This is a genomic window from Streptomyces sp. NBC_01190 (genome assembly GCF_045039895.1).
GTDB lineage: Bacteria > Actinomycetota > Actinomycetes > Streptomycetales > Streptomycetaceae > Actinacidiphila.
The window spans coordinates 6,573,780-6,593,535 of sequence record NZ_CP108580.1 but is presented as its reverse complement, the minus strand read 5'-3'; the positions used below and the strand labels follow the sequence as shown (position 1 = coordinate 6,593,535).

At 71.5% G+C, this 19,756-nt stretch carries 17 protein-coding genes; 4 read left to right on the top strand and 13 right to left on the bottom strand.

Translation table 11 applies throughout. From position 1 onward, the window contains the following. Positions 1-58: 58 nt before the first annotated feature. The 12 genes from OG519_RS27650 to OG519_RS27595 form a co-directional block, all read right to left on the bottom strand. Complete coding sequence (locus OG519_RS27650) at positions 59-691, bottom strand: MBL fold metallo-hydrolase (protein ID WP_405589323.1); 633 nt, start codon at positions 689-691, stop codon at positions 59-61. A 110-nt stretch (positions 692-801) separates the two neighbouring features. Continuing rightward, complete coding sequence (locus OG519_RS27645) at positions 802-2,112, bottom strand: alpha/beta fold hydrolase (RefSeq protein WP_405589320.1); 1,311 nt, start codon at positions 2,110-2,112, stop codon at positions 802-804. Positions 2,113-2,146: 34 nt separating this feature from the next. Then, complete coding sequence (locus OG519_RS27640) at positions 2,147-2,965, bottom strand: hypothetical protein (protein ID WP_405589317.1); 819 nt, start codon at positions 2,963-2,965, stop codon at positions 2,147-2,149. Next, a complete protein-coding gene (locus OG519_RS27635) occupies positions 2,962-4,110 on the bottom strand; it encodes an ROK family glucokinase (RefSeq protein WP_405589314.1) in 1,149 nt (382 codons plus the stop codon). The genes OG519_RS27640 and OG519_RS27635 overlap by 4 nt, the downstream gene beginning before the upstream one ends. After that, positions 4,107-4,988 (bottom strand): ATP-binding cassette domain-containing protein, encoded by an 882-nt coding sequence (locus OG519_RS27630; protein WP_405589311.1) that lies wholly within the window; start codon positions 4,986-4,988, stop codon positions 4,107-4,109. Before OG519_RS27630 ends, OG519_RS27635 begins: the two co-directional genes overlap by 4 nt. Then, a complete protein-coding gene (locus tag OG519_RS27625) occupies positions 4,988-6,016 on the bottom strand; it encodes an ABC transporter permease (RefSeq protein ID WP_405589308.1) in 1,029 nt (342 codons plus the stop codon). Before OG519_RS27625 ends, OG519_RS27630 begins: the two co-directional genes overlap by 1 nt. Continuing rightward, positions 6,013-6,984, bottom strand: coding sequence for a sugar ABC transporter substrate-binding protein (locus OG519_RS27620; RefSeq protein WP_405593059.1), 972 nt, complete (start codon positions 6,982-6,984; stop codon positions 6,013-6,015). Before OG519_RS27620 ends, OG519_RS27625 begins: the two co-directional genes overlap by 4 nt. Positions 6,985-7,397: 413 nt before the next feature. Beyond that, positions 7,398-8,633, bottom strand: a complete 1,236-nt coding sequence (gene aroA, locus OG519_RS27615; protein ID WP_405589305.1) for a 3-phosphoshikimate 1-carboxyvinyltransferase — start codon at positions 8,631-8,633, stop codon at positions 7,398-7,400. 366 nt (positions 8,634-8,999) lie between these two features. Then, on the bottom strand, positions 9,000-10,190 hold the full coding sequence (locus tag OG519_RS27610; protein WP_405589303.1) for a cytochrome P450: 1,191 nt from the start codon (positions 10,188-10,190) through the stop codon (positions 9,000-9,002). Between the two features lie 131 nt (positions 10,191-10,321). Further along, the gene (locus tag OG519_RS27605; protein ID WP_405589300.1) at positions 10,322-10,945 is read right to left on the bottom strand and encodes a bifunctional 4-hydroxy-2-oxoglutarate aldolase/2-dehydro-3-deoxy-phosphogluconate aldolase; all 624 of its coding nucleotides are present in this window, start codon (positions 10,943-10,945) and stop codon (positions 10,322-10,324) included. 299 nt (positions 10,946-11,244) lie between these two features. Then, positions 11,245-12,066, bottom strand: coding sequence for an AIM24 family protein (locus tag OG519_RS27600; protein ID WP_405589297.1), 822 nt, complete (start codon positions 12,064-12,066; stop codon positions 11,245-11,247). Positions 12,067-12,114: 48 nt separating this feature from the next. Continuing rightward, positions 12,115-13,434, bottom strand: a complete 1,320-nt coding sequence (locus OG519_RS27595; RefSeq protein ID WP_405589295.1) for an ROK family transcriptional regulator — start codon at positions 13,432-13,434, stop codon at positions 12,115-12,117. Positions 13,435-13,583: 149 nt separating this feature from the next. On the opposite strand from OG519_RS27595, the gene OG519_RS27590 reads away from it, so the two are divergent. The 4 genes from OG519_RS27590 to OG519_RS27575 are packed head-to-tail and all read left to right on the top strand — an operon-like array spanning position 13,584 to position 18,182. Then, entirely contained in the window at positions 13,584-14,930 is a 1,347-nt protein-coding gene (locus tag OG519_RS27590; protein WP_405589292.1) for an ABC transporter substrate-binding protein, read from the top strand. Positions 14,931-14,943: 13 nt separating this feature from the next. Beyond that, the gene (locus tag OG519_RS27585; protein ID WP_405589289.1) at positions 14,944-15,945 is read left to right on the top strand and encodes a carbohydrate ABC transporter permease; all 1,002 of its coding nucleotides are present in this window, start codon (positions 14,944-14,946) and stop codon (positions 15,943-15,945) included. 22 nt (positions 15,946-15,967) lie between these two features. Beyond that, entirely contained in the window at positions 15,968-16,807 is an 840-nt protein-coding gene (locus OG519_RS27580) for a carbohydrate ABC transporter permease (RefSeq protein ID WP_405589286.1), read from the top strand. A 19-nt stretch (positions 16,808-16,826) separates the two neighbouring features. Next, positions 16,827-18,182 (top strand): GH1 family beta-glucosidase, encoded by a 1,356-nt coding sequence (locus OG519_RS27575; RefSeq protein WP_405589283.1) that lies wholly within the window; start codon positions 16,827-16,829, stop codon positions 18,180-18,182. 45 nt (positions 18,183-18,227) lie between these two features. Here OG519_RS27575 and allB read toward each other — a convergent pair whose 3' ends face one another. Next, a complete protein-coding gene (allB, locus tag OG519_RS27570) occupies positions 18,228-19,598 on the bottom strand; it encodes an allantoinase AllB (protein ID WP_405589280.1) in 1,371 nt (456 codons plus the stop codon). Between the last annotated feature and the right edge of the window lie 158 nt (positions 19,599-19,756).

Below are 19,756 nucleotides of genomic sequence, written 5' to 3'. Positions count from 1 at the left end.
GCCCCCGGTGGCGGCCCGGGCCCCCTCCCGGCCCCCGTCCCGGCCCGCGGCCCGGCGGCTACACCTCGGTGCCGTCGCCCGGCGTCAGCCGCAGATGGTCGGCGCCGGCGAGGTTGCCGATCTGGAGGTCGTAGAGCGGCCGGGCCAGGTCGGTGAGCAGCGCGTCGTGGACGTCGATGGCGCGCTTCGGCTTGACCTCGCGGACGTACTCGATCACCTCGGAGATCTTGTTCCAGGGTGCCTGCACCGGCAGCATCAGCGTGTCGACGGGGTGGTTGGGCAGGGTGAACGCGTCGCCGGGGTGGAAGACCGAGCCGTCCACCAGATAGCCGACGTTGGTGATCCGGGGGATGTCGGGGTGGATCACGGCGTGCAGTTCGCCGTGCACCTGGACGTCGAACCCGGCGACGGTGAAGGCGTCACCGTGGCCGACCGTGTGCACTCGCCCGGGGAAGGCGGCGGAGAGCTTGTCGGCCACGCTGGCCAGCGTCCACAGTTCGGCGGCCGGGTTGGACTGGAGGCCGGCCCGCAGCCGCTCCTCGTTGAAGTGGTCGGGGTGCTCATGGGTGACGAGGATGACGTCGGCGCCGATCGCCGCGTCCTCCTCGCTGAAGACGCCCGGATCGATGACGAGGGTGCGGTTGTCCTTTTCCAGCCGTACGCAGGCGTGCCGCTTCTTGGTCAGCTTCATCCCGTCATCCTCCTATGGCTGCCGTGTCTCCGGTGGCTCCAGGGTCGCCGGGGTCTCCCGCTGCTCCCGAGGTTCCCACCGGCTCGTCCACAGCTCGTTCCCGTGGCTCGCTACTCCTTCCCCCCGGTGAGCTCTTGGACCACCGTCCTGGCGGTATCGATCGCGGCTCTGGCCGCGGGCAGCCCGCAGTAGACGGCGGTGTGCAGCAGCGTCTCCTCGATCTCGGCCGGGGTCAGACCGTTGCGCAGCGCGGCCCGGGTGTGTTCCGCCAGTTCGCCGAGCTGGCCGAGGGCGGTCAGCGCGGTGAGGGTGAGGAGGCTGCGGGTGCGCCGGTCGAGACCGGGCCTGCCCCAGACCTCGCCCCAGGCGTAGCGGGTGGCGAAGGCGTCGAAGTCGGCGCCGAAGTCCTCGGCGCGGGCCAGCGCCTCCGTCACGGCGGCGTCGCCGGTGAGCTCGCGGCGGATCCGCAGCCCCTCGGCGTACCGGTCGGGACCGGCCGCCGCCGCGCCGGGCGCGGCGGCGCGCGGGGTGACCGGCGGCGGCGCTGGGGCGAAGGGCACCGGGGCCTGGGTGTGATCGGTCCAGGCGGCCCGGAAGTGCCGGGCCAGCAGGTCGCCGACGGCCGCGGGCTCCTCGACGGGCGCCAGATGCCCGGTCGCCGGGACGACCGCGAGCCGTGCGTCGGGTATGCCCGCGACCAGCAGCCGGGCGTCGGCGGGCGGGGTCTCGGAGTCGTCGGCGCCGGCCACCACCAGCGTCGGCACGGTGATCTCGCCGACCGCCTCCCGGATGTCGAAGGCGGCCAGCGCCTCGCAGGCGGCGACATAACAGGCCGTGTCGGTGCTCCTGACCATCTGCACCGCCCACTCGGTGATCGCCGGCTGGGTGGCCAGGAACGCCTCGGTGAACCAGCGCTCGGGGGTGGCCAGCGCCGTTCGGTCCAGGCCGTTGGCGCGGACCAGCACACCGCGCTGGCGCCAGGCGTCGGCGGTGGCGTAGCGGGCGGCGGCCGAGACCAGCGCGAGGGCGGCCACCCGGTCGGGCCGCAGCAGGGCCAGCCGGGCGCCGATGGCCGCGCCGAGGCCGCAGCCGGCGTAGCCGAAGCCGTCGATGCCCTCGTCGTCGAGGACGGCGAGCAGCCGCCTGGCGAGGTCGTCGACGGAGTAGGCGGGGTCGGCGGGCGCGCCGCCGTGTCCGGGCAGCTCGTAGCGCAGCACCCGCCAGTCGCCGCTGAGCAGCGGCAGTTGGCGGTCCCACATGTGCCAGGTGGCGCCGAGCGCCGGACCCAGCACGAGCACCGGGGCGTCGTCGGGGCCGTCGAAGCGGTATTGCAGCGGGGGCTGCAACAGGTCGTCACGGTCGTCGTACCCGTCGCTGAACGTGTCGTACGCCGGGGCGGCCTGGTCGGTCGTCTCGCTCATCGCCTCACGCTATCGAGTGAAGGCGGGGGTGGGGTCACCCGCCCCCGAAGCCATGCTGAAAGTTGACGGTGGACACGACGTAGACCGTCGGCGTGTCGGGGTAGGTCAGATCGACGGCGATGGAGTGGTCCGGCTTGTCGCCCGCCTGGTGGAGCGCGACCCCGGCGTACGGCCGGGGCACCGCGAAGTTCCAGCCGACCGCCCTGGCCTGGGCGGGGGTGATGGCGGGCCGGCCGGTGCTGAGCGCGGGACGGCTGGTGCCGATCTTCGCCAGGAAGGTGTCGAGGCCGCCCGCGGTGGTGGTGAACTGCGCGTACAGCACGCTGACGTCCCAGGAGTTGGTCTCCAGGTAGCCGGGACGGACGGCGCCGGGCGGGAACGCGACCTGGTAGATGCGCTGCTGGAGCGCGCTCGGCGCGGCGAGGGTGAGGTGGCGGGCGGCGGCCTCCTGCTGCTTGCTCTCGCCGCTGTCACGGCTCTGTTCCGCGGAGATGAGCACGTATCCGATGGGGACGAGGACCAGCAGCGGCAGCACGGTCCAGCGCACCCAGGGCGGGGCCTCGCGGGAGTCGCGGCGCTGGTCGGTGAGGTACCGGGGGTCAGCGGCGTTGACGGGCGCGGCGGGGTCGTCGGGGTCGGTGGGGTCGAGGGAAGGGACGGTGGTGACGGTGGCGAGGGGCTTCATCACTTCTGCCTGCCCGCTGGTGGTGGTCGGGTCGGCCCGGTCGGCCGACCCGGTTGGGTGGGCCGGCCGGTCCGGTTCCGCGGTCGCGATGCGGTGATCGGAGGCGGTGCGGTGGTCGGAGGCGGTGCGGTGGTCGGGGGCGGTGCGGTGGTCGGGGGCGGTCGTCACGAATCGGCCTCCTGCCGTCCGTACGCCCGACCGTAGCGCTCATACCGCTCGACACGGCGCCGGTTGGCCCGGCGGAAGCGGCGGGCGACCAGCCGGGCCAGGTCGGCGGCGCCCACCATCCCCGCCTCGGGTCCCAGTTCGGCCTTGACGATCCGTGCCTCGGGCCGGTAGCCGCGGCCGGTGAGGTTGCGCCGGAAGGCGTCCCTGGCCGGATTGATCAGCAGGTCGTCGGCGGCGCTGACACCGCCGCCGATGACGAAGCAGGAGGGGTCGAGGGCGGCGGCCAGGTTGGCGAGGCCGACGCCGAGCCACTGCCCTATGTCCTGGAAGAGCTCGACGCACATCGCGTCGCCCTGCCGGGCCAGCTCGGTGATCAGCGGTCCGGTGATGTCGCGGATGCTGCCGCCCACCCGGTCCACGATCCCGTACGCGACGGGCGAGTCGGCCACCGCCATCTCCCGGGCCTCCCGGACCAGGGCGTTGCCCGAGCTGTACTGCTCCCAGCAGCCGCGGTTGCCGCAGGCGCAGCGGTGGCCGCCCGGCACCACCTGCATATGGCCGAACTCGCCGGCCACCCCGAAGCGGCCCCGCTTGACCCGGCCGTCCTCCAGGATGGCGCCGCCGATACCGGTGCCGAGGGTGATCATCACCAGATCGCTCTCGCCCCGGGCCGCGCCGAAGCGCCACTCGGCCCAGGCGGCGGCGTTGGCGTCGTTGTCGACCACCACCGGCACCAGCAGCCGTTCGGCGAGGCGGTCGCGCAGCGGTTCATCGCGCCAGGCCAGGTGCGGGGCGAAGAGCACCCGGGAGCGGTCGGCGTCCACCCAGCCGGCGGCGCCGATGCCGACGGCGTGCACGTCGTGCCGCTCGGAGAGGTCGAGCACCAGCTCGACGATGGTGTCCTCGACGACCTTGGGGCTCTTGGACTTGTCCGGGGTCTCGGTCCTGATCTTCTCCAGGATCGTGCCGTCGGCGTCCACCACCCCGGCCATCACCTTGGTGCCGCCGATGTCGATGCCGACGGTGGGGACGCGGGGGGCGGTCAGGTGGGAGCGCCGCTCCCGGCGGTCGCGTACCCCGACGTTCTGCCACACCGTGGCCCGGGCGGCGCCGCCGCGGTAGACACGTTCACGATTGGCACTCAAGCGATGGTCTCCGGGTCAGTGCTGACAGGGGGCGTACCACTCGGGCCGGTGCCGGCACCCGGGTCTTCACCGCTGGTCACGGCGGTCGTGCGGTTCAGTTCGTGCGTCAACTCGTCGAGCTCGCTGCCACCGGCCATCTCCCGGGTCAGCGCGTCAAGGGTAATGTCCTTCTTCAGGTGGCTGCCCGCCATCGCGCCACGCTTCAGCAGCACAAATCGGTCTCCGACCAGGTAGGCGTGGTGCGGATTGTGGGTGATCAGCACGACGGCGAGTCCCGCGTCGCGGGCCGCGGCCACATACTTCAGCACCACTCCGGACTGCTTGACGCCGAGTGCGGCGGTCGGCTCGTCGAGGACCAGGACCTTGGCCCCGAAATGGACCGCCCTGGCGATGGCCACGCACTGGCGTTCGCCACCCGAAAGGGTGCCGATCGGCTGGTCGACGTCCCGCAGGTCGATGCCCATCCGCAGCATCGCCGCGTGCGTGGTGGCCCGCATCGCGGCCACGTCGAGCCGGCGCAGCGGGCCGCGCCCCTTGGTGGGCTCCGAGCCGAGGAAGAAGTTCCGCCACACCGGCATCAGCGGGACCACCGCCAGGTCCTGGTAGACGGTGGCGATGCCGCGGTCGAGCGCCTGGCGCGGCGAGCTGTGCCGTACCTCCTCGCCCTCGATCCGCAGGCTGCCGGAGTCGTGCGGGTGCAGTCCGGCGATGATCTTGATCAGGGTGGACTTGCCCGCGCCGTTGTCGCCGAGGACACAGGTGATCTCGCCGGGATGCGCTTCGAGCGACACACCGCGCAGCGCCCGGACGTTCCCGTAGGACTTGGCGACGTCGGTCAGCTCGACCAGCGGGGCGGCGGTGACGGTCGGGGTGCTCATCAGGTGGCCTCCGCACGCCTGCGGACCCAGGCGTTGAGCAGGGCGGCGAGCAGCAGCATCGCGCCGAGGAAGAACTTGAACCAGTCCGGGTTCCACTGGGCGTAGACGATGCCCTTGTCGGTCATGCCGAAGATGAGCGCGCCGACCGCCGCGCCGATGGCGCTGCCGTAGCCGCCGGTCATCAGACAGCCGCCGATGACCGCCGCGATGATGTACTGGAGTTCGTTGCCGACGCCCTCGCCCGACTGCACCACGTCGAACGAGAAGAGCAGGTGCTGCCCGGAGACCCAGGCGCAGAAGGCGACCGCCATGTAGAGCCCGACCTTGGTGCGGGCGACCGGGACGCCGACCGCCCGGGCCGCGGCGGCGTTGCCGCCGACCGCGAAGATCCAGTTGCCGATCCGGGTGCGCAGCAGCACCCAGGTGGCCACCGCGACCAGGCCGAGCCACCACAGGATGGTCACCTGGAGGTCGACCGAGCCGATCGTCCAGTGCGAGGCGAACACGTCCCGGGCGGCCGGGAAGCCCTCCATGTCGCCGATGGACTTGGTGGAGACGGTGCCGCTGATCAGCTTGGTCAGGCCGAGGTTCAGTCCGGCCAGCATCAGGAAGGTGCCCAGCGTGATGATGAAGCTGGGCAGCTTGGTGCGGACCAGCATGATCCCGTTGAACGCGCCGAGCGCCAGGGTGACCAGCAGCGAGACGCCGACGCCGCCCCAGACGTTGGCGGTCATCTGGAAGCTGAAGATCGACGAGATCAGCGCGGAACTGGTGACCATGACGCCGGCCGACAGGTCGAACTCGCCGCCGATCATCAGCAGCGCCACCGGCACCGCCATGATGCCGAGGGTCGAGGACGCGTACAGCACGGTGCCGAGGCTGGAGGTCTGGAGGAACGGGTCGGCCACGATCGAGAAGAAGACGAAGACGGCCGCGGCGCCGACCACCGCGCCCACCTCGGGGCGCCCGAGCACCCGGCGGGCGATCGAGGACGGGGCCAGCCGCTCGTCCGCGGTGAGGCCGGTCACCTGGTCCCCCGCTTGGTGTAGGCGAGGAGGGCGTCCGCGCTGTCCTTGGTGACGACCTGCGGGCCGGTCAGGACCGGCTGGCCGCCGCCGAGGGTGTCGCCGTTGTAGCGGTAGAGCCACAGCAGGTCGATCGCCTCGTAGCCCTGGAGGTAGGGCTGCTGGTCGACGGCGAAGCCGATGGTGCCGTTCTTGAGCGAGGTGGCGACCTGGGCGTTCAGGTCGAAGGTGTCGATCTCGGCCTTGGAGCCGGCCTCGTCCCTGGCCTTCGCGGCGGTCGCCGCGTAGGGCGCGCCGAGGGTGACCACCGCGTCGATGCTGGGGTCGGCCTGGAGCTTGGCCTGGATGGTGGACTGCACATCGGGCATGTTGGTGCCGTTGACGTAGAGGTTGTCCATCCGGCCGGAGAAGTGGGCCTTGGCGCCGGCGCACCGCTGCTCGTGGCCCACATTGCCCTGCTCGTGCAGGACGCAGAGGGCGTGCTTCTTGCCGCGCTTGTCGAGTTCGTCGCCGACCGCCTGGCCGGCGATCGTCTCGTCCTGGCCGATGTGGGTGATCGCGCCGAACTTCCTGGACTCCTCGGACCCGGAGTTGATGGTGATCACCGGTATGCCGGCCCGCTCGGCGCGGGCCACCACGGTCTTCATCGCGTCGGGCTTGGCGAGGGTGACGACCAGTCCGTCCACATGGCTGTCGATGGCGGCCTGCACCAGCTGGGACTGCTCGTTGGCCTGGTCGCTGTTGGAGTAGACGAACTTGATGTTGTCCTTGGCGGCCGCCTGCTTGGCGCCGCTCTGCACGATGTCCCAGAAGGTGTCGCCGGCTCCCGAGTGGGTGACCATGGCGAACGTCCAGTGCGGGGTGTTCACGGCGGAGCCGTTGGCGGCGAGCCTGTTGGCCCGGTCCTCGGCCCGCTTGCCGCCGGTGCTGCTGCAGCCGGCGAGCGCCGTCGCGCCCAGCACCGCCGCCAGCACCACGACGAGCGTCCGCCGTGGGCCGCCGCGCCCCGGTCGTCCCGTCCTTCCCGACCCTGCCTTCGCCACGTGCCTGCCTTTCCGTGCTGTTCCTGGTGCCACCGGGGATACTGCGCCACCTGAGCTGTAAAGCGCTTCGAGCGACCATCCCGGCGGCCCAAGTATCCGTCAAGGGGTAGGGCCGCTCTCCGGCCAGGGGTACGGCGGGCACAACCGGTGCGCACCGGGGCCGGCGGCGGCTTTCCGGCCGGGGTCGCTCGGCCACGCGCCCGGTCGGTGCCAACTGGCCTACGGCGTACAAGAGTTGTACGTGTCCCGGCGTCGTCCGCCGGGCGCGTGAGGGCCCCGCCCACCGGTCCGGAAGCGGCGATCGCGCCGGCCGGCGGCGGCCGAAGAACCGCCCAGAGGCCCTAGACGCCCCACTCCGCGCGCACGTCGGCGAAGAACGCGTGGAAGCCGGGGAACGTCTTCTTGACGCACGCCGGGTCGTCGAAGCGTGTGCCGGGGGTGCGCAGGCCCGCGACGGCGAAGCTCATCGCGATGCGGTGGTCGCCGTGGCAGGCGATCTCCACCGGCGCCGGGGTGCCGGGCCGGATCTCGATCCAGTCGCGGCCGGTCTCGACCTGGATGCCCTGGCGGCGCAGATTCTCCGCGCACGCCTCAAGGCGGTCGCACTCCTTCACCCGGGTGTTGTAGACGTCCTCGATCCGCACCGGGCCGTCGGCGAAGGGGGCGATCGCGGCGAGCGTGGGCATGGTGTCGGAGATATCCCGCATATTGACGGTGACACCGGAGAGCCGGCCGGTGCCGGTGACGGTGGTCGCGTCCGGGCCGATCTCGACCTCGGCGCCCATCCGCCGCAGCACGTCGACAAAGCGCAGATCGCCCTGGAGGGCGTCGGCGCCGAGTCCCGGCACGGTGGCGCTGCGCCCGGCCAGCGCCGCGGCGGCGAAGAAGTAGCTCGCGGTGGAGGCGTCGGGTTCGATCGGGTAGTCGGTGGCGCGGTAGCCGCCGGGCGGCACCACGAAGGTGTCGCCGTCGCGGGTCACCTCGGCGCCGAAGCGGCGCATCATCGCCAGCGTGATCTCGACATACGGCGCCGAGACGATGTCGGTGACCCGGATCCGCAGGCCCTCGGCGGTCAGTGGACCGGTGAGCAGCAGCGCGGTGAGGAACTGGGAGGACAGGCCCGCGTCGAGGTCGACGGCGCCGCCTTTGATGCCGGCCGCGACGACGGTCAGCGGCAGGTGGCCCGGTGCCTCCTCGTGGGTGAGGTCCACGCCGAGTGAGCGCAGCGCCTCGGTGAGCGGGGCGACGGGCCGCCGGCGCATCTGCGCGGAGGCGTCGAACCGGAAGGTGCCGGTGCCGGCGGCGGCGAGGGCGGGCAGGAAGCGGGCCGCGGTGGCCGCGTCCCGGCAGTAGACATCGGCCCGCTCCACCGCGGGGCCGGCCGGGCGGCCGGTGATGCGCCACGCCTGCGCGCCACGCTCGACGTCGTACCCGAGGCCGGTCAGGCCGGCCGCGAAACCGTCCGTGTCGTCGGAGAGCAGCGGTCGGCGCAGTGTGCTCACTCCGTCCGCCGCGGCGGCGAGAAAGAGGGCGCGGGCGGTCACCGATTTCGAGCCGGGTACGGCGACGACGGACACGGATTGCCTCCTGGCGGGATCACGGCGGAGGACCGCTCGGCCCCCGCCGTGAGTCTAGGACGATCCCGGCCCGCGTCAGCTCCGTTCGCCACCGTCCAGCCCAGCCCAGCCCCGTCCAGCCCCGTCCAGTCCCGCGCCCGGGACGGCGCGGTCCGGTCGTGGGCTAGGGCGTGTTTTAGAAGTCCCTCCCCCAGCTACCGCTGGGAGGTGCCCCCAGTCTCACGGCGTCTGGCACGCACGCTCGCTGCGTTGTCGGGCTCGTCCGAGTAGGCCCACTACAAGGACGACCCTCCGCCTTGCGATCGCACGCACCAGACGCCGTGAGCCCCGCCCTGCGGGCGGACGACGCTACTTCTAAACCACGCCCTAGTACCGCACCGGGAGCCGGTGGACGCCGCGCATCAGGGGGCTCGACCGCCAGTGCAGTTGGCCCGGTTCGCCGTCGAGAGCGAGTTCGGGGCAGCGGGCCAGCAGGGAGGTGATCGCCATCCGGCCCTCCATCCGGGCCAACGGCGCGCCCAGGCAGTAGTGGATGCCGTGGCCGAAGGCGAGATGGCCCCGGGTGTCCCGGCGGATGTCGAAGGTGTCCGGCGACGCGTACCGCCCCGGGTCACGGTCGCCGGCCGCGAGGACGACCCCGACGACCTGGCCGGCCGGCACCAGGCAGCCGCCGATCTCGGTGGGCTCCCGGGTGAAGCGGTAGGTCGCCCGCTCCACCGGCCCGTCGTACCGCAGCATCTCCTCGATCGCGCCGTCCATCAGTCCGGGATCGGCGCGCAGGGCGGCGAGTTGGTCGGGGTGGCGGAGCAGCGCGAGCACACCGTTGGCGATGAGGTTCACCGTCGTCTCGTGGCCGGCGACGAGCAACAGGAAGGCCATCCCGACCAGTTCCTCGGCGGAGAGCTGATCGCCCTCCTCGTCCCTGGCCCGGATGAGGGCGCTCAGCAGGTCCTCCCGCGGGCCGTCGCGCCGCTTCTCCTCGATCAGGCCGGCCAGACAGGTGCTGAGCTCCTTCGCCGCGCGGGCCTCCTCGTCGTAACTCTCGCTCTCGCCCATCACCTTGCGGGACAGCGCGCTGAAGGTGGACCGGTCCAGGTCGGGCACGCCGAGCAGTTCGCAGATGACGGTGATCGGCAGCGGAAAGGCGAGCGCCTCGATCAGGTCGGCGCGGTCCGCCACCAGCATCCGGTCGAGGAGCCGGTCGGTGATCTCCTGGACGCGGGGGCGCAGCGCCTCTATCCGGCGGGAGGTGAACTCCCGGGCGATCAGCTTGCGCAGCCGGGTGTGGCGCGGGGTGTCGGACTCCAGCATGTTGGCGCTGATGGTGAAGATGTCCTGCGGATCGTCGAGTACGGTCCGCCAGTCCTTGCTGAGCCGGGGGTCGGCGAGGGCGGCGCGCGCCTCCTCATAACCGACGATCAGCCACATCTCGCCGCTGGTGGGCGTGTTGACGTGATGCACCGGCCCCTGTGCACGCAGCCGGCCGTAGACGGTGTACGGATCGGTGACGAACTCCTGCCCGTAGCCCGCCAGATCGATGATCTCGCTGACGCTCATCTGCTTCCCCCTCCTCCCGCTGTGGCGCCCCCGAGTTCACCGTAGCCACGGCCACCGCCGTACCGCGTCCACCGCAAGAACTAGGCCGAACGGGTGAGCAGCGCGGCCGGACCGCCAGCGGCGGGACCGGATCAGCGCACGTCGGCGAGGCGTTCGAGCAGCTCGGTGAGGCGCTTGGTGACGGTCTCCCGGTCGCCGTCGGTGAGCGCCGAGCCCATGCCGACCGCGACGGCGCCCGCGGCGACCCAGCTGGGGGCGGCCGCGACGGTGATGCCGCCGATGGGCAGCAGCGCGACCTGCGGGATGATCGCGCGCAGGTCGACCACCCAGTCCGGGGTGTAGGCGGTGGCCGGGTAGAGGGCGAGCGCGTCGGCGCCCAGCTCCATGGCCCGGACCGCCTCGGTGGGGGTGGCGACACCGGGGAAGACCGGGATGCCGTAGCGGTGGCCGGTGCGCAGCACCTGCTCGTCGAGGTTGGGCGAGAGCAGGAAGCGGGCGCCCGCCTCTATCGCCATCCGGGCGGACACCTCGTCCAGTACGGTGCCCGCGCCGATCACGGCGTCGTCGCCGACCTCGCGGACGAGGGTGGTGACCGCTTCCAGGGCGAAGGGCGTGGTGAGGGAGATCTCCAAGGTGGTCAGCCCGGCCGACAGCAGGGTGTCGGCGGTCGCCGCGGCCTGGTCGTAGCTCTCGCTGCGGATGGTGGCGAATACCCGCTGGGCCAGTGCGGCCCGGGTGGTCTCCCAGCGGTACACGGCGTATCGCCCACCTTCCTCGGGGTCTGCGCGGCGGGGTGCGGCGCTGTGTCGCGCTGCTCGGGGTCAGCACGTTACTCGCAGTGGGCGCCCGTGACAGGCGCCCGGACGGCAGCGTCACCTCACCGTGACTTCAGGGGAGCATGGGCCCCCTGGGGCCCCCGATTCATTCCGCGTAGACCGCGACGTGCCTCCACGCGGACCCCGGCCCAGCCGATGACGGTGTGATGTCGATCACTTCCGCACCCCGGATCCCGCCGGGCCGCGGGCCGCTCAACCCAGGTGTGTCGCGGCCCCGCTCAGCCCGTGTGCGTCGAGAAGAGGCCGCCGGTCGGTCCCTGCTTGTCCCCGCCCTGGGCCTTGCGCAGCGCATTGGCGAGGCCTTCGATCGTCATGGACTGGAGGATCACCCGGCCGTTGCCCTCCAGGGTGGCCAGCGACAGGCCCTCGCCGCCGAAGACGGCGTTCATGATGCCCTGGCGGTTGAGGCCGCCGATGCGCTGCACGCCGTACTGGACGCCCTCCTCGAAGGCGACGATGCAGCCGGTGTCCACCTCGATCCGGCCGCCGAAGTCGGCCGGGTTGAGGTCGATGAAGTTGCCCGCGCCGGCGATGATCACGGTGCCCCGGCCGGTGAACTTCTCCAGGATGAAGCCCTCGCCGCCGCTCATGCCCTGCCGGCCGCCGGCGAAGGCGATGCCGAACTGCACACTGTCCTCGGCCGCGACGAAGGCGTCCTTCTCGGCGAACCAGGCGCGCGATCCGTCGAGTTCCAGGGCCCGCATCTCGCCGGGCAGCACCCCGGCGAAGCCGACCGTGCCCTCGCCGCCGGAGGCGGTGAAGTACTGGAAGGCCAGCGACTCACCGGCCAGGGCGCGCTGGCCGACCTGCATGGCGGTGCCCATGGCCTGCCGCAGCAGTCCGCCCATGCCGCCGGAGCCCTGCTGGCCGGGGGCGCCGCCGCCCTGCCGGTTGCCGGGGCCGCCGAGCCGGGTCTCCATGGCCACGTTGGAGGTCTTGAAGAGGAACTTGCCCGCCTCGCAGTACACCGTCTGGCCGGGGTTGAGCGTACAGACGGCCATCTGCATGGCGTTGCCGACGATCTGCTGCTGCAGGGTCACAGCGGGCTCCTAGGTCACACGCGGGCGGGGCATACCGAGTCAAAGGGATCAACGTACCGCGCGGGCGATTCGGTTCCGCAGGGCGTCGGGCCGCTCGGGCCGGCCGCCGTCGGGGCCGCCGTCCTGGGCCGGGACCCGTACCGCCCGCTCGCCGCCGGTGTCGAGGAAGCGGGCCAGCGGCAGGGTGGCCGCGCCCACGGTGACCGCGTCGGCGCCGAGCCGGCCGAGTTCGATGGAGGTCTGCGCGCAGGGGTGGTGCAGCGCGTAGGCGGCGGCGACCTCCCGGACGGCGGGCAGCAGCCGGGGGCCGAGCAGCAGCCCGGCCCAGCCGCCGATCACGATGCGCTGCGGGTTGAAGAGGTTGATCAGGTCGGCGATGCCCGCGCCGAGGTACTCGGCCGCCTCGGCGAGCAGCGCCGCCGCCTCGGGATCGGTGTCCGCCGCGCCGAGCAGGGCGGCGAGCCCCAGTTCCTCGCTGACGCCCTCGGGCGCGGCGTGCCAGCGGCCGAGCAGCGCCTCGGCGCCCACATACGCCTCCAGGCAGCCGCGGGATCCGCAGCGGCAGACGCGTCCGCCGACCTGGAGAGTGGTGTGGCCCCACTCGCCCGCGCTGCTGCTGGCGCCGTGGTACGGACTGCCGTCGGCGACGACGGCCGCGCCGACACCGGAGCCGATCAGCGCGATGACCACGTTGCCGGAGCCGCGGCCGCCGCCGAACCACATCTCGGCCTGGCCGAGGGTCTTGGCGCCGTTGTCGACGAAGAGCGGCAGCGTGGTGCCGGCTCGCAGCAGCAGGCCGAACGGCACCGCGTCCCAGCCGATGGTCTGGCTGTGCACGACGATGCCGGCGCCATCGCCAGGGGCGCGGCCGGCGCCCCGGGCGTCGTCGCCCTGCTGCACGATGCCGGGCACGCCGATACCGACGCCGAGCACCTCGTCCTCGTCGACGCCCGCCTCGCGGACCACCGACTCGATGCCCTGGAGGGCGAGCCTGACCACGTGGTCGACGTCGTGGCCGCTGTCGGAGAGCGGCAGGTCGGCGGAGGCCCGTTCGGTGAGGGCGAGGTCGAACAGCTCCACCCTGACCCGTGTTTCGCCCACGTCAACGCCGATGACATAGCCGTAGAGCGGGGCGACCTGGAGCAGGATCCGCGGCCGGCCGCCGTCGGACTCCACGGCGCCCGCCTCCTCGACCATGCCGTCGGCGATCAGCTCACCCACGACGTTGCTGATCGAACCGGCGCTCAGGCCGGTGTCCCGACCCAACTCCTGACGGCTGAGAGGGCCTTCGAAATACAAATGACGCAGAAGCGATGCACGGTTGCCCCGCCGCAGGTCACGCACGGTCCGCTTGCCGCGCTCCGCCATCAAGTCTCCCCTCCAGGCCGTCCGTCGGAAATCTATCGCTGCACAGGGTCTTGACGCCACCTTTTCTCACAAGTTAAATCACGGCCTGAATTAAGGCACAGGCGCTGTTCACTTCCTGAAGCGATCCCACCCCCTGAGAGGGAACCGGTATGCGCACCTCCAGCACCTCCAGCAGACTCCTCGCGGCCACCGCCCTCGTGGCCGCGCTGGGTCTCACCCTGTCCGCCTGCGGCGGCGGCTCGAGCGACGACAACAGCGGCAAGAGCTCCGGCGACGCCGGCAGTCTCAAGGGCCAGACCATCACGTACTGGGCGAGCAACCAGGGCACCAGCCTGGACAACGACAAGCAGGTGCTCACGCCCGAGCTGAACAAGTTCACCCAGCAGACCGGCATCAAGGTCAAGCTGGAGGTCGTAGGCTGGGCGGACCTGCTCAACCGCATCTTGGCGGCGACCACTTCCGGCCAGGGCCCGGACGTCCTGAACATCGGCAACACCTGGTCGGCCTCCCTCCAGGCCACCGGCGCGCTGCTGCCGTGGGACACCGCGAACTTCAACAAGATCGGTGGCAAGGACCGCTTCGCGCCCGCCGCCATCGCCTCGGCCGGCGAGGCCGGCAAGGACCCCGCCGCGGTGCCGCTGTACTCGATGGCGTATGGCCTGTACTACAACAAGAAGCAGTTCGCGGACGCCGGTCTGACCCCGCCGAAGACCTGGGACCAGCTCGTCTCCGACGGCAAGGCGCTGACCAAGGACGGCCACTACGGCCTGGCGGTCGAGGGCGGCAACGGCTCGGAGAACATCCACCACGCCTTCGTGCTCGCCAAGCAGCGCGGCTCCGACTGGTTCGACGCGTCCGGCAAGGCGACCTTCGACACCCCGGCCAACGTCGCCGCGGTCAAGCAGTACGTCGACTTCATCGCCGCCGACAAGATCGCCGCCAAGGGCGACGCGGAGTACGCGCAGAACCAGACCATCACCGACTTCGCCACCGGCAAGGCCGCGATGATGATGTGGCAGTCCGCCGCGACCTCCATCAAGGCGCACGGCATGACGCCCGACCAGTACGGCGTGGTGCCGGTGCCGACGCAGACCGAGGGTGCCACCGGCGACGCCGGCGTCACCTCGATGGTGGCCGGCATCAACCTGGCGGTCTTCAAGAACAGCAGCCACCAGGCCGCGGCGGTCCAGCTCGTCAAGTTCCTGACCAGCACGCCCGAGCAGAAGATCCTCAACGGGACCTACGGCTCGCTGCCGCCGGTCAAGGAGGCGCAGAGCGACGCCGCCTTCCAGACCCCCGACCTGAAGGTCCTCGCCGGTGTGCTCGGCAGCTCGGCCGCCCCGCTGCCCCAGGTGCCCAACGAGAGCCAGTTCGAGACCCTGGTCGGCACCGCGGTGAAGGACCTCTTCGCCGACGCGGCGGCCGGCAAGAGCGTCACGGACGACTCCGTCAAGGCCGCGCTGACCAAGGCGCAGCAGCAGATGCCCGCGTCGTAAGGATCGGCTCTCCATGACTGCCACCGCCCCTCCTCGGAGCGCTCCCGAGGCCGGTCCCCCCAGCGGCAAGCCCGCTGCCGGGGGCCGGCTCCGGCCGCGTATCCCCGTCCGGCTGCGCCAGATCGGCCTGCCGTACCTGCTGCTGTTCCCCGCGCTGATCCTCGAACTGCTGATCCACCTGGTCCCCATGGTGTTCGGCATCGTCATCAGCTTCAAAGGGCTGACCCAGTTCTTCATCCGGGACTGGGGCAGCGCGCCCTGGTCGGGTCTCGACAACTACAAGCTGGCGGTCAAGTTCAACCAGCCCGTCGGGCAGGCGCTGCTGCACTCGTTCTGGGTGACCTGCGGCTTCACCCTGCTGTCCGTCGCCTTCTGCTGGCTGATCGGCACCACCGCGGCGATCCTGCTCCAGGACGCCTTCCGCGGCCGCGCCCTGCTGCGCGCGATCTTCCTGGTGCCCTACGCGCTGCCGGTCTACACCGCGGTGATCACCTGGACGTTCATGTTCCAGCAGGACACCGGCCTGGTGAACCACGTACTGCACGACCAGCTCCACCTCACCTCGGACAAGCCGTTCTGGCTGATCGGTCCCAACAGCTTCTGGGCGCTGGTCATCGTCTCGGTGTGGAAGGGCTGGCCGTTCGCGTTCCTGTGCCTGATGGCCGGACTCCAGAACATCCCGCGCGAGCTCTACGAGGCCGCCGCGATGGACGGCGCCGGCATCTGGCAGCAGATCAGGAAGATCACCATGCCGTCGCTGCGCCCGGTCAACCAGGTGCTGGTGCTGGTCCTCTTCCTGTGGACGTTCAACGACTTCAACACCCCGTATGTGATGTTCGGTCAATCGGCGCCACACGCCGCCGACCTGATCTCCATCCACATCTACCAGTCGTCGTTCATCACCTGGAACTTCGGCTCCGGCTCCGCCATGTCCGTGCTGCTGCTGCTCTTCCTGCTGGTGGTGACGGCGATCTATCTGCTGCTCACGAGGAAGCGGGGCGAACCCGATGCCTAGGATCCCCGTAGAGCCGTCACCGATGGCCGCGCCGAAGTCCTTCCTGTGGACCCGGCGCGTCATCCTGACGCTGCTGCTGCTGTTCGTGCTCATCCCTGTCTATGTGATGCTCAGTTCCTCGCTGAAGAAACTCCAGGACGTGCAGGGCACGTTCAAGTGGATACCCAGCGGTCTGACCATCAGGCCTTACATCGACATCTGGTCGACCGTGCCGCTGGCGCACTACTTCATGAACTCGCTCATCGTCTCGGTGAGCGCGACAGTGCTCTCCGTCGCGGTGGCGATCTTCGCCGCCTACGGCGTCAGCCGCTACCGGTTCGCCGGTCGCAAGATCTTCACCGTGACCGTGCTGTCGACGCAGATGTTCCCCGGCATCCTCTTCCTGCTGCCGCTGTTCATCATCTTCGTCAACATCGGGAACTCCACCGGCATCCAGCTCTACGGCAGCCGGCTCGGCCTGATCATCACGTACCTCACCTTCTCGCTCCCCTTCTCGATCTGGATGCTCGTCGGGTACTTCGACTCCATCCCGCGCGACCTCGACGAGGCTGCGAAGGTGGACGGCTGCGGCCCGTTCGGCGCGCTGTTCCGGGTCGTGGTGCCGGCCGCCATCCCCGGCATCGTGGCGGTGTCCGTCTACGCGTTCATGACGGCCTGGGGCGAGGTCCTCTTCGCCTCCATCATGACCAACGACAGCACCCGCACGCTCGCCGTCGGCCTGCGCGGATACGCCACACAGAACGACGTCTACTGGAACCAGGTCATGGCCGCCTCGCTCGTCGTGAGCCTGCCTGTGGTCGCCGGATTCCTTGCCCTGCAGCGTTACCTCGTCGCCGGACTGACCGCCGGCGCCGTCAAGTAACCCCACCGAAAGGTAACTTGTGAACGACCTGAGCGCTCTTCCCGCCGATTTCATCTGGGGCGCGGCCACCGCCGCTTACCAGATCGAGGGCGCGGTGGACGAGGACGGCCGGGCCCCGTCCATCTGGGACACCTTCTCCCACACCCCCGGCAAGGTCGCGGGCGGCGACACCGGCGACGTCGCCTGCGACCACTACCACCGCGTACCCGAGGACCTGGAGCTGATCAAGGCGCTGGGCCTCGACGCCTACCGCTTCTCCGTGGCGTGGCCGCGGATCATCCCCGGCGGCGGCGGCGCGGTGAACGCGGCAGGACTCGCCTTCTACGACCGGCTCGTCGACGGGCTGCTGGAAGCGGGCATCACCCCCAACGCGACGCTGTACCACTGGGACCTGCCGCAGGCCCAGCAGGACCGCGGCGGCTGGCCCGAGCGGGAGACCGCCGAGCGGTTCGGCGAGTACGCGGCCGTGGTCGGCCAGGCGCTCGGCGACCGGGTGAAGGACTGGGCGACCCTCAACGAGCCGCTGTGCTCGGCGTGGATCGGCCACCTGGAGGGCACCATGGCGCCCGGCTGGACGGACCTCACCGCGGCCGTCCGCGCCTCCTACCACCTGCACGTCGGACACGGCCTGGCCGTGCAGGCGCTGCGGGCGGCCCACTCCGACCTGCGGATCGGCATCGTCAACAACCTCAGCCCCTGCGAGCCGGCCACCGACCGCGAGGCCGACGTGGCGGCGGCGCTGCGGGCCGACGGACACACCAACCGCTGGTGGCTCGACCCGATCCACGGGCGCGGCTACCCGCAGGACATGGTCGAGCTCTACGGCGTCGACCTGCCGATCAAGGACGGCGACCTGGAGTCCATCGCGGCTCCGCTGGACTGGCTGGGCCTGAACTACTACTTCCGGCAGATCATCGCGGACGACCCGACGGGCCCCGCGCCGCACGCCAAGTCGGTGTACCTGCCGGGCGTGCGCCGCACCGCGATGGACTGGGAGGTCAACGCCGACGGTCTGGAGCAGTTGCTGGTCCGGCTCTCCGAGGAGTACGGCGCGAGCCGGATCCTGGTCACCGAGAACGGCTCGGCCTACCACGACACGGTGGGCCCTGACGGCCAGGTGGACGACCCGGACCGGTCCCGCTACCTGGAGGAGCACCTGGCGGCCTGTGCCCGCGCGGTACGCCGCGGGGTGCCGCTGGCCGGCTACTACGCCTGGTCGCTGCTGGACAACTTCGAGTGGGCGTACGGCTACGACAAGCGCTTCGGCCTGGTGCACGTCGACTACGCCTCGCAGCAGCGCACCATCAAGGGCAGCGGCCGCCGCTACGCGGAGATCATCGCGGCGCACCGCCGCAAGGCGCGCCGCGCGGCCTGACCCCGATGGGCTGACCTGGTGCCCGGCTCCGTCCGGGGTCCTCGCTCAGTTCCCGCCGGCCGGCCGTTCGATGAGCCGGCCGGTGGGGTCGCCCGCCACCGCGCCGTCCCGCGCCACCACCCGGCCCCGCAGCCAGGTGGCGCGCACCACTCCGGACAGGGTGCGGCCGGCGTAGGCGGTGACCGGGTTGCGGTGGCGCAGCCGGGCCGGATCCACGGTGAAGGTCTCCTCGGGGGCGAGGACGGTGAAGTCCGCGTCGAAGCCCTCGGCGATGGCGCCCTTGACGGCGTCGAGTCCGGCGAGGCGGGCCGGTCCGGCGGACATCCAGCGGGCGACGTCGGCGAGGGTGTGACCGCGGCGGCGGGCTTCGGTCCAGACCGCGGGCAGGCCGAGCTGGAGTGAGGAGATACCGCCCCAGGCGGCGGCGAAGTCGCCGGTGTCCCGGTGCTTGAGCTCGACGGTCGACGGCGAGTGGTCGGAGACCACGCAGTCGATCAGCCCGTCGGCCAGCGCCCGCCAGAGCAGATCCTGGTTGGCGGCCTCCCGGATCGGCGGGCAGCATTTGAACTCGGTCGCCCCGTCCGGCACTTCCTCAGCGGTCAGGGTGAGGAAGTGCGGACAGGTCTCGACCGTGATCCGTACCCCTTCGCGGCGCGCCGCCGCCAGCAGCGGCAGCGCGCCGGCGGAGGACAGGTGCAGGATGTGTACCCGGGCACCGAGCCGGCCGGCCAGCGCGATCACCGCGGCGATCGCCCGCTCCTCGGCCACCGGGGGACGCGAGGCGAGGAAGTCGGCGTACCGCCGCCCGGGGCGCCGCGGGGCGCCGTCGATGACCGCCGGATCCTCGGCGTGCACGATCAGCAGCCCGTCGAAGCGGACCGTCTCGGCGAGGGCCGCTTCGAGTTCGGCCGGCCCGAGCGGTGGGAACTCCTCGACGCCGGAGTCCAGCAGGAAGCACTTGAAGCCGAAGACCCCGGCGTCGTGCAGCGGCCGCAGTTCACCGGTGTTGCCGGGGACGGCGCCGCCCCAGAAGCCGGTGTCCGTGTGCACCCGGCCGCGGGCGGTGTCCCGTTTGACGGCGAGGTGGGCGGTGCTGGTGGTGGGCGGGACGCTGTTGAGCGGCATGTCCACCAGGGTGGTGATGCCGCCGGCCACGGCCGCGGCGGTCGCGGTCGCGAAGCCCTCCCACTCGGTCCGCCCGGGATCGTTGATGTGCACATGGGTGTCGACCAGGCCGGGCAGCAGCACATCGTGGCCGAGGTCGGTGCGGCGGACCCCGGTCGGCACCGGGGCGTCGTACGGCAGCACCGCGCTGATCGTGCCGCCGGTCACCGCGATCGCGGCGGGACGTTCGCCGTCCGGGGTCACCACCCGGGTCGAGCGCACCAACTGCCTGCCCTGCACGGGCTCCGCCACCGTACGCCCCCCGGTTCTCCGGCCGCCTCGCCGTATCGTTGACGACACCTTCGACAAGCGCCTTCGACGGCACCACTGACGGCACCTTCGACGGCCATCGTGGAGAGCGTTCGGCCCCACGTCAAGGACGGTAGGATTCCACGGAGCGAAACCCACCT